This is a genomic window from Collimonas sp., assembly GCF_044339385.1.
Classification (GTDB): domain Bacteria; phylum Pseudomonadota; class Gammaproteobacteria; order Burkholderiales; family Burkholderiaceae_D; genus Collimonas.
This window is the reverse complement of sequence record NZ_JBIIVN010000090.1, coordinates 1-10,367: the sequence shown is the minus strand read 5'-3', so window position 1 is coordinate 10,367 and position 10,367 is coordinate 1. Positions and strand designations below refer to the sequence as shown.

At 53.8% G+C, this 10,367-nt stretch carries 13 protein-coding genes; 2 read left to right on the top strand and 11 right to left on the bottom strand.

The genetic code is table 11. The annotated features are described in order from the left end of the window. Positions 1-579: 579 nt before the first annotated feature. Positions 580-1,593, top strand: coding sequence for a porphobilinogen synthase (gene hemB / locus ACIQ0R_RS08040; RefSeq protein ID WP_395825989.1), 1,014 nt, complete (start codon positions 580-582; stop codon positions 1,591-1,593). Between the two features lie 69 nt (positions 1,594-1,662). Further along, positions 1,663-2,826: a magnesium transporter CorA family protein gene (locus ACIQ0R_RS08035; RefSeq protein ID WP_395825986.1), complete on the top strand. Its 1,164-nt coding sequence runs from the start codon at positions 1,663-1,665 to the stop codon at positions 2,824-2,826. 123 nt (positions 2,827-2,949) lie between these two features. Here the strand turns inward: ACIQ0R_RS08035 and ACIQ0R_RS08030 are convergent, their stop codons facing one another. From ACIQ0R_RS08030 to ACIQ0R_RS07980, 11 genes are all read right to left on the bottom strand, one after another. Then, complete coding sequence (locus ACIQ0R_RS08030) at positions 2,950-3,591, bottom strand: peroxiredoxin (protein WP_395825983.1); 642 nt, start codon at positions 3,589-3,591, stop codon at positions 2,950-2,952. 209 nt (positions 3,592-3,800) lie between these two features. Continuing rightward, a complete protein-coding gene (gene dsbD, locus ACIQ0R_RS08025) occupies positions 3,801-5,654 on the bottom strand; it encodes a protein-disulfide reductase DsbD (RefSeq protein ID WP_395825980.1) in 1,854 nt (617 codons plus the stop codon). After that, a complete protein-coding gene (gene cutA, locus ACIQ0R_RS08020) occupies positions 5,647-5,979 on the bottom strand; it encodes a divalent-cation tolerance protein CutA (protein ID WP_395825977.1) in 333 nt (110 codons plus the stop codon). The genes dsbD and cutA overlap by 8 nt, the downstream gene beginning before the upstream one ends. Before the next feature lie 135 nt (positions 5,980-6,114). Further along, a complete protein-coding gene (gene rplQ / locus ACIQ0R_RS08015; protein ID WP_395825974.1) occupies positions 6,115-6,510 on the bottom strand; it encodes a 50S ribosomal protein L17 in 396 nt (131 codons plus the stop codon). A 178-nt stretch (positions 6,511-6,688) separates the two neighbouring features. Further along, on the bottom strand, positions 6,689-7,666 hold the full coding sequence (locus tag ACIQ0R_RS08010; protein WP_395825971.1) for a DNA-directed RNA polymerase subunit alpha: 978 nt from the start codon (positions 7,664-7,666) through the stop codon (positions 6,689-6,691). Positions 7,667-7,808: 142 nt separating this feature from the next. Beyond that, positions 7,809-8,432: a 30S ribosomal protein S4 gene (rpsD, locus tag ACIQ0R_RS08005; protein WP_395825968.1), complete on the bottom strand. Its 624-nt coding sequence runs from the start codon at positions 8,430-8,432 to the stop codon at positions 7,809-7,811. Between the two features lie 180 nt (positions 8,433-8,612). Continuing rightward, positions 8,613-9,017: a 30S ribosomal protein S11 gene (gene rpsK, locus ACIQ0R_RS08000; protein WP_014004417.1), complete on the bottom strand. Its 405-nt coding sequence runs from the start codon at positions 9,015-9,017 to the stop codon at positions 8,613-8,615. Positions 9,018-9,115: 98 nt separating this feature from the next. Continuing rightward, entirely contained in the window at positions 9,116-9,481 is a 366-nt protein-coding gene (gene rpsM / locus ACIQ0R_RS07995) for a 30S ribosomal protein S13 (RefSeq protein ID WP_395825965.1), read from the bottom strand. A 27-nt stretch (positions 9,482-9,508) separates the two neighbouring features. After that, entirely contained in the window at positions 9,509-9,622 is a 114-nt protein-coding gene (rpmJ, locus tag ACIQ0R_RS07990; protein WP_014004415.1) for a 50S ribosomal protein L36, read from the bottom strand. A gap of 34 nt (positions 9,623-9,656) precedes the next feature. Beyond that, a complete protein-coding gene (gene infA, locus ACIQ0R_RS07985) occupies positions 9,657-9,875 on the bottom strand; it encodes a translation initiation factor IF-1 (RefSeq protein WP_008642956.1) in 219 nt (72 codons plus the stop codon). A 35-nt stretch (positions 9,876-9,910) separates the two neighbouring features. Then, a partial coding sequence (locus tag ACIQ0R_RS07980) for a preprotein translocase subunit SecY (protein ID WP_395825960.1) occupies positions 9,911-10,367 on the bottom strand: 457 nt, incomplete at its 5' end.

The following is a 10,367-nucleotide window of genomic DNA, read 5'->3' as shown; positions in this document are numbered from 1 at the left end:
CAGCATTCGACGCTTGGCTATCGTTCACCCTGCCAGTATTTAGATGACAGGCTCACTGAGCAACATCAGGAAAAACAGGCGGCATAAAAGCCACCTGTTGGAAGACGAAAAATCGAGGGAAGCTCAGATGAACCGGATGCCGATGCAAATCCCCCGGCTGCAAAGCGGGATATAAAATCAGACGTACATGAGTACTCGCTGTAAGCGGATAATCTTGGCAAAAAACCCAACGGCAATAAAAAAGCCCCGGAGAAAGGGGAATATCTCCAGGGCACAATGCCTTATCACCAAAAGCGATACGGCCCCGCTCAGGGAGGGAAACGGGAGGCGAATGATGCACCTATTGCTAGGAGAAGGCGCGCCGGAAAAAGTTCACGATTTTTTCATTTTTCGGCGAAAATATTAGCTGAGGCCCGATTCAATTGCTCGGTGCAATGCCTGCGGCGATGACGCAGGCGGATCGGGCAGTTGGCGTCCGTCAGAGTGAGTTAACACTTGGCAAGTGCATCGTCCCGGAGCAACCACGATCCTTGTTGCGCCGATTCAGCACTCCACCCACCAGATATGTCAAAAACTGCCATGCCACATAATCCGAAAGTCGCTCAATTTCCAGCCATCCGCATGCGTCGTATGCGCAAAGACGCTTTTTCTCGTGCAATGATGCGGGAAAACACAGTCACCAGCGCCGACCTGATCTATCCGGTATTTATTCTGGACGGGAAGAACCAGCGTGAAAAAATCAGCTCGATGTCCGGTATTGAAAGGCTGTCGATTGACCTGCTGTTGCAGGTCGCCGAAGAATGTGTGGCCCTGGGTATTCCGGTCATTGCGCTGTTTCCGGTGATTAATCCATCCCTGAAAACTCCTGACGGCATCGAGGCTACCAATCCACAGGGATTAATTCCCCGCGCAGTACGCGAACTGAAGCAACGCTTCCCGGAACTGGGCATCCTGACCGACGTCGCGCTGGACCCGTACACCAGCCACGGCCAGGATGGCGTACTGAATGCCGACGGCTATGTGCTCAATGACGAAACCTGCGCGATCCTGGTCAAGCAGGCGCTGGCCCAGGCTGAAGCCGGGGTCGATATCGTCGCGCCATCCGACATGATGGATGCCCGCATCGGTGCCATCAGAACTGCACTGGAATCCCATCGCCACATCTACACCCGCATCATGGCGTACTCGGCCAAATACGCCTCGGCTTTCTACGGACCGTTCCGCGACGCCGTAGGCTCTTCCGCAACGCTCGGCAAAAGTAACAAGAATACGTATCAGATGGACCCTGCCAACAGCAATGAAGCATTGCATGAAGTCGCGCTTGACCTGGCGGAGGGCGCCGACATGGTAATGGTCAAGCCCGGCATGCCGTATCTGGATATCGTACGTCGCGTCAAAGATGAATTCAAGGTACCGACTTTTGCCTATCAGGTTAGTGGCGAATACGCGATGATCAAAGCGGCGGCGCAAAATGGCTGGCTCGATCACGATAAGACGATGATGGAAACCATGCTGGCGTTCAAGCGCGCCGGCGCCGATGGCGTTCTCACCTACTTTGCGCTGGACATTGCACGGCATCTGAAGAAGAGCTAAGCGGGCATCCAGCGCGCAATGCGGCCGTGTTTGCGTGCGGCCGCAGATTCAAATTTTTATAGAGCATGCATGGACATCTTCCTCATCAGTGAAAACCAGGTCCGGCAAAGCAGCGAAATCCCGGTTGCCTTGCCGCTGAAAGGTTTTCTGTGGATCGACGCCACGCATGAAGAAGTGGCAGCCGATCCGGAAGCCTGGCGTAACGCCATCACACGAGCAACCGGCACCCAGATATACGATCCTCACTTGACGGATGCCCTCAACCCGAACCATCCATCGTATTTCGATTCAACGCAAGATTATGGAATGGTGGTGTTTCGCAGGCTGATGCTCAATGGAAGCGCGGGCACGCCGCCAGCAGCAGACAACCGCGTTGCAACGACTGGCGCCAAGAGTGACGCGCCTTCAGCAGACATGACCGGGGCCGATACCAGCAAGCGCCGCATCCCGGCGGCCCTGAGCAAGCTTTCCACGCAGCCGGTGACATTCCTGATCATGGAACATGCGCTAATCACGGTACATGAACGCTACAGCCGAACCATCGATGCGGTACGCACGCGCCTGCTGGAACATTGCAACACATCTGAAAAATCGCCGCATCCGGCACGCCTGCCGATTTCACCGGAAGACTTGCTGCTGCGCCTGATCAACGCCATGGTCGATCAGTACCTGGATTTGCGGCAGCCGCTGACGACGCAACTGGACCGTTGGCAGCGCGCTCTGCTCGATCCGCGGCGGCCGTTCAAAGACTGGATGGCGCTGCTAGATGCGCGGATCGAATTGCGCAAACTGGTAAACCTGTGCGAAGAACAACACGATGCGATGCAGGAGTTGCGCGATTACTTCGTCGATCTCAACGAAGGCATCGAAATCAGCCGCGCCAGCGACTTGCTGCTCGTGCGCATCAACGACGTGATGGAGCACATCACGCGCGTGTTGAATCACGCTCGCCGGCTGGAGTCATCGATCGAATCGGCGGTGCAAATCCACTTCTCGGCAGTGGCGCACCGCACCAATGAAGTCATGCGCACGTTGACGGTCATCACTGCATTGTTTATGCCGCTGACCTTGATCACCGGGATCTTCGGCATGAATTTCGAAGTCATGCCCTTGCTCAAGAACGCACTGGGCTTCTGGCTGACGATGGGCAGCATGGCACTGGTAATCGTCATCATGCTGGTATTCTTCCAACGGCGACGCTACCTCGAGAGTCAAGCGTTGGACCGGCGCTGAACAACCGACAGGAACGATCTTGGCCGCAGCTTCGGGCTCAGGTTAAACACAAACTAAAAGCCCCGCCAGAACAAACTGACGGGGCTTTTTATTTATTCCGCAGCGCGGCTAATCGGTAAATAATCAGTCGCGGTTTGGTTGTGGCGTCAGTCGCAGATAAGGACGGACCGCCTTGTAACCTTTAGGGAACTTTTGCTTGAGCACTTCAGGGTCTTGCAACGATGGTACGATAACCACATCTTCACCGTCTTTCCAATTGCCCGGTGTCGCCACCGAATAATTGTCGGTCAGTTGCAGAGAGTCGATGACGCGCAGAATTTCATCGAAATTGCGACCGGTACTAGCCGGATACGTAATGATCAGACGCACTTTTTTGGCCGGATCGATAACGAAAAGCGAGCGCACGGTGGCAGTTGCACTGGCATTAGGATGGATCAGATCGTAGAGCTCAGATACCTTGCGGTCAGCATCGGCAATGATCGGAAATCCAACGATAGTATTTTGTGTCTCGTTGATGTCCTTGATCCATTCTTGATGCTTATCGGCCGGGTCTACTGAGAGGGCGATCACTTTGACGCCACGCTGCTCGAATTGTGATTTCAGTTTGGCAGTCAAACCGAGTTCGGTAGTGCAGACCGGGGTGAAGTCAGCTGGATGTGAAAACAATACCACCCATGAATCGCCTGCCCAATCGTAAAACTTGATTGGCCCGAGGGAGGAATCTTGCTCGAAATCGGGCGCAACGTCGCCAAGGCGCAAAGTCATTTCAGTCTCCTTTAGTTACACAGAATTGCATAATACATCAAGCTAAAACTATAGCGTTGCGGCGCTGATAGTCTAACGAACTTTATCAACTATCTACATAACCTGCGGTTAGAAGCCTGACACCTGTTGCGCATCAGATGCCGCTACGCCGACCGGGCTGATGCTACTGAGTTACCGTGGCGAAGCGATCCCCACAGCCCCACAAGAGATTAACTTTTTCGATCCAGAAGTGCCAGCGATTGCAGGAATTTATCGGCATTTTGGTAGCCAATCACCCGGCCGTGCGGGACTTCTTTTCCCCCACCGTCAAACAATATGATGCCTGGCGGGCCGAACAAATTGAAGCGTTTGAACATCTCCTTGTCGTCGGCATTGTTGGCGGTGACGTCAATCTGCAGCAATACCATTTCGCCAAAACGCGCTTGTACGCGAGGATCGGTAAAGGTGAATTTTTCCATCTCTTTACACGACACGCACCAGTCGGCGTAGAAATCCAGCAATGCGGTTTTGCCATTGATCTGCGCCAATGCAGCATCCAGTTCGGCAACCGATTTGACGCGGATGAACTGGGTATGGGCGCTTTCCTGGCGGCCCCCCAACTGTGCGAGGGGCGCAAACACATCGCGCCCGCCGGAAATGCCGCCGACCAATTGCACAATGCCGCACACCATGAATACCACCCCGAAAGCCTTGGCGAACCAGGCAGTCGATGATTTATCCCACAGCAAGTAAGCACCGTAGCCGATACCCAGCGCCGCCCAACCCAGCATTTGGAACAGCGGCGAAATCACCGGCGAAACCATCCACAGCGCCACCGCCAGCATCAACACGCCGAAGAACCGCTTGACCGACTCCATCCATGCGCCGGCGCGCGGCAACAGCGAGCCGGCAGAAATACCGACCAGCATCAGCGGTACGCTCATACCGACAGCCATCGCAAACAAAGCACTGCCACCGATCACCACATCACGTGTCTGGCTGATGTACACCAGAGCACCGGCCAGCGGCGCTGCCACACAAGGACCGACGATCAATGCCGAAATCGCCCCCATGACAAAAACGCCGATCAGCTTGCCAGCGGATTGCCGGTCAGAGGCCTTTGTCAGTTTGGTTTGGAATGCCGCCGGCAATTGCAATTGATAGAAGCCAAACATCGACAGCGACATCAATATCATCAGCAAGGCAAATGCCGACAGCACCCAAGGATTCTGCAGGGTTGCCGCCAACCCTTCGCCTGCCAGGCCCGCTGCCACGCCAAGAGCCGTGTAGACCAACGCCATACCCAACGCATAAGTCACCGACAGTAGGAAACCGCGGCGGCGACTGACTTGCGTGCCTTCGCCGACGATAATGGAAGACAGTATCGGCACCATCGGCAACACGCATGGCGTGAACGACAATCCCAGGCCGAGCAGCAGGAACAGCGGCGTGATCACCAGCAGCTTGCCGCCCTTCAGCGAGGATTCGATGCGGCCAGTCTCGGAATCAGCTGCGGCAGTTGCCGGTGCCGGGTTTTGCGAAACAGCTGCAACCGGGGCAGGTTGGGAAGTATTGTTCGCGGCAACCGATTGCGGCGTATCGGCGGCGACACTGCCGCCACTACCTATCCCCATCGCACTCAACAGGCCGCCACCGCTGGCGCCGGTCGCAGACAAGCTGATGCGCGAGTCCATTGGCGGGTAGCACAAGCCCTTGTCGGCGCAACCCTGGCCGGTGGAAATCAGCGTAAAGCTGCCGTTTGCCTCAACCGGCAAGCGAATCGTGACGCTATGGTGATAGGTCTCTACATTCTTGTTGAATGTCTGATCGAATTTGACGGTTCCGGCCGGGATCTGCGGCTCGCCCAAGGTCGCACCTTCGGCTTTGAAATGGAAGCGCTCGCGATACATGTAATAGCCGTCCGCGATCGCATAGCTGACTTCGGCGGTCTTTGCATCCACCATCCGTGCGGAAAATTTGAAGGCGACTTCGGGCGCCAGGTAATCGTCATCGTCAGCGTGTGCGACTCCGAACGTCAATATCATGACCACCAAAACCGGCAATTGCTTGAGCAGCTTAAACATTCACATCCTTTTGAGTTTCAGCGGTAATCCAGTTCAAATAGGCCAGCAGACCGGCCGCTATCGGTATCGCAATAATTTCCGGTAGCGCATAAGGGTGGAGCGCCTTGATCGCCGCTTCCAGCTCGGCATAACGACTCGAGGAGGTCTTAATCAACAATGTGACCTCACTGGCCTGTTCCACCACGCCCTCCCAGCGATATACCGACTGCACGGCAGGCAAGATATTGACACAAGCCGCCAATTTGCGTTCGACCAGGTGCCGTGCGATGGTTTCCGCTTCGGCTAACCCAGGCAAGTTAGTGAGTATAAGCAACGCTTCCGACATAGTCGACTTTGCCCCCAGATTCCTTACAATAATCGGCGCTACTGCACGGCCAGAAGCGGACGGCGAGACGTACAGGCAACAAAAAAGCCAGGCAAGGCCTGGCTTTTTATTTTAACGCAGCAATTCTGGTGATGCTTAGTCCGCCGTCGGCACTTCAGCAGCGTCGCTGACTTCTGGACGGTCTACCAGTTCAACATACGCCATAGGCGCGTTATCGCCAACGCGGAAACCCATTTTCAAGATGCGCAGGTAGCCGCCGTTACGAGTAGCGTAGCGCGGGCCCAGTTCGGCGAACAGCTTCAGGACCATTTCACGGTCGCGCAGGCGAGCAAACGCCAGGCGCTTGTTTGCCAGAGTGTCTGTCTTGCCCAGCGTCAGGATCGGTTCGATCGCGCGACGCAGTTCTTTTGCCTTCGGCAAGGTGGTCTTGATTGCTTCGTGACGCAGCAACGAGACAGTCATGTTGCGCAACATGGCCAGACGGTGGGAAGAAGTACGATTTAATTTACGGAGGCCGTGACGGTGACGCATGGTAATTCCTTTCAGTTTTTTGAGTTTACATCCAGCTCTTCGATCGACTTTGGCATGGCCAGGTCGCGGGCCGGTTGAAATGAGTACAACAATCGATACAACAAGTTAAATACAACGGGCTTAACACTAGCTAGCCCGGAGGCGAGATTCTATCTCACCCCCGGGCTTACAACAAATATTACTTTTCCAATCCTGCAGGCGGCCAGTTTTCCAGCTTCATGCTCAGTGTCAAACCACGGGACGCCAGAACTTCCTTGATTTCGTTCAAGGACTTGCGACCCAGGTTTGGCGTCTTCAGCAGCTCATTTTCGCTACGCTGGATCAAATCGCCAATGTAGTAAATGTTTTCTGCTTTGAGGCAGTTCGCCGAACGTACTGTCAACTCCAGATCATCAACCGGACGCAACAGGATCGGATCGACTTGCGGTGCGCGGGATGGCGCTTCAGCAGCGGCTTCAGTACCTTCCAGAGCAGCGAAAACGTTCAATTGATCGACCAGAACGCGGGCCGACTGACGAATCGCATCTTCCGGAGTAATCACGCCATTGGTTTCAATGTTGATGACCAACTTGTCCAGGTCGGTACGCTGTTCCACACGTGCCGATTCAACCGCGTAGGAAACACGGCGCACTGGCGAGAACGATGCGTCCAGAATAATACGGCCAATGGTCTTGTTCGCATCTTCAGTCAAACGACGAACGTTGCCCGGGACATAGCCACGGCCTTTTTCTACCTTGAACTGCATGTCCAACGCGCCACCGGCGGTCAGATGGGCAATAACGTGCTCAGGATTGACCAGCTCTACGTCATGCGGCAGATCGATGTCGGAAGCCAGGACCGCGCCTTCGCCATCTTTTTTCAATGTCAGGGTGACTTCGTCACGGTTATGCAACTTGAACACGACGCCCTTCAGGTTCAACAGGATATCGACTACGTCTTCCTGCACACCGTCGAGTGACGAATATTCATGAACCACACCAGCGATCGTCACTTCAGTCGGCGCATAGCCAACCATCGACGACAGCAGCACGCGGCGCAATGCGTTGCCCAACGTGTGGCCATAGCCGCGCTCAAACGGCTCCATCACGACTTTAGCGTGACCGGCACCCAGTGCTTCTACTTCGATAATACGTGGCTTCAACAAGCTGTTTTGCATGAAATGTCCTTTTCAATACCCTCGGCTCGTTACACCGATAAGGCTGATGGCATTAAGGGTGCCGCGGACAATCGCTAGGATCGTCAGAGGCACCCTGATGAAATAGTCGCACCCGAATTGAGGTGCGACCGGAAAACTGAAATTAACGGGAGTACAGTTCGACGATCAGCGATTCGTTGACGTCGTTAGCGATTTCGTTGCGGTCTGGCAGGGACTTGAAAGTACCCTCCATCTTCTTCGCATCAACCGACACCCACGATGGCATGCCGCCTTGTTCGGCCAGTTGCAGCGCTTCAACGACACGCACTTGCTTCTTGGCTTTTTCACGAAAAGCGATCACGTCGCCGGTCTTCACTTGGTACGAAGCGATGTTGACAACATTGCCATTGACGGTGAATGCCTTGTGCGAAACCAACTGACGAGCTTCAGCACGCGTGGAGCCGAAGCCCATGCGATAGACGACGTTGTCCAGGCGCGCTTCCAGCAAACGCAGCAGCGTCTCACCGGTGTTGCCCTTGCGACGATCGGCTTCAGCGAAGTAACGGCGGAACTGACGCTCCAGAATGCCGTACATACGCTTGACCTTTTGCTTTTCGCGCAATTGGTTACCGTAATCGGAGGTACGGGCGCCGGAGGTGCGGCCGTGTTGACCTGGCTTGGAATCCAGTTTGCACTTGGAATCCAGCGAGCGGCGTGCGCTCTTCAGGAACAGGTCCGTGCCTTCACGGCGGGAAAGTTTTGCTTTAGGTCCGATATAACGTGCCACGATGCTTCCTTTTCAAAATATGACGCCGGGGCATGACTGCCTTTTGCGGTCGAGAACCAACCTGGCGCTAGTCTGATTTACTTTCAATCAGACGGTGGGCTTAAGAACAAAACCCGCCAAGATCATTGGCGGGCTACTTGCATACGCTATTGCCAGGCAATAGCGAACATCTTTGCAGATTTAGATACGACGACGCTTTGGAGGGCGGCAACCGTTATGCGGTACTGGCGTAACGTCTTGAATCTGAGTAATCTTGATACCCAGATTGTTCAAGGCGCGAACAGCGGACTCACGACCAGGACCTGGGCCCTTGATACGCACTTCCAAGTTCTTTACGCCACATTCCACCGCCACTTTACCAGCGGCTTCGGCTGCAACCTGCGCTGCAAACGGAGTCGACTTGCGGGAGCCTTTAAAGCCAGCACCACCAGATGTCGCCCACGACAACGCGTTACCTTGACGATCGGTAATCGTGATAATGGTGTTGTTGAAAGACGCGTGGATATGCGCGATACCTTCAGCAACGTTCTTTTTAACTTTTTTACGCACACGTGCTGCTGCGGCGTTATTTGGGGACTTTGCCATAATAGTTTCCTTGAATCCGACTAATTTTAGTAATTGCAGGACAGTGTGTAAAAACTGCTGAAGTGCAGCGCGTTACTCTGTCCTCAACTGACTAATAATTATTTCTTCAGCGATTGAGCGGCTTTGCGCGGGCCCTTACGGGTACGAGCATTGGTACGAGTGCGTTGACCACGGCAAGGCAAGCCTTTGCGATGACGCATACCACGGTAGCAACCCAGATCCATCAAACGCTTGATGTTCATCGACAGTTCACGACGCAGATCACCTTCAACGACGAATTTTGCAATTTCGTCGCGCAGCTTTTCCAGCTCGTTATCGTCGAGATCTTTGATCTTCTTCGTAGTCAAAATACCCGTGCTGTCGCAAATCTCTTTTGCCCGTGGGCGGCCAACACCGTAGATGGCCGTCAAGCCGATAACAGTGTGCTGATGATTTGGGATATTTACCCCTGCAATACGTGCCATTCGTTATTCCTCGATCAATAACGTTAGTTAACCCTGGCGCTGTTTATGGCGCGGTTCTGTACAAATGACGCGGACAACGCCTTTGCGCTTAATGATCTTACAGTTGCGGCAGATCCGCTTGACTGATGCGAGCACTTTCATTTTTGCCCTCTTTCGTTCTAGGTTCTAATTGCTGTTACTTGGTACGGAAAACAATCCGTGCCCGGCTTAAATCATAAGGTGTCAATTCTACCGTCACCTTATCTCCTGGGAGGATGCGAATATAGTTCATGCGCATCTTGCCAGAAATATGACCGAGGACGATATGTCCGTTTTCCAACTTGACTCTAAATGTTGCATTCGGGAGATTCTCAAGAACCTCGCCTTGCATCTGGATAACGTCGTCTTTTGCCATTCGGTCTACTGGTTCCTCTGGTCGTTCATTTCAACTTAACGCGTCGAAACGACGCCCTTGAAATTTGCTTTACGAAGCAGCGAATCATATTGCTGCGACATCACGTAATTCTGTACCTGCGCCATGAAATCCATGGTGACTACAACGATAATCAACAGCGATGTACCACCGAAGTAGAAAGGCACCTTCCAGCGAGCGACCAAGAATTCTGGAACCAGGCAGACCACCGTGATATAGACCGCGCCGACCAAAGTCAGGCGCATCAAAATCTTGTCGATATAACGTGCAGTTTGCTCACCCGGACGAATCCCTGGTACAAACGCCCCGCTCTTCTTCAGGTTGTCAGCAGTTTCCTTGCTGTTAAACACCAACGCTGTGTAGAAGAAACAGAAGAATACAATTGCAATCGCGTACAGCAACGCATGAATCGGCTCGCCTGGCGCCAATGAAGCCGCCATATCCTTCAGAAAATTCACAACCGGATTAGTTGAA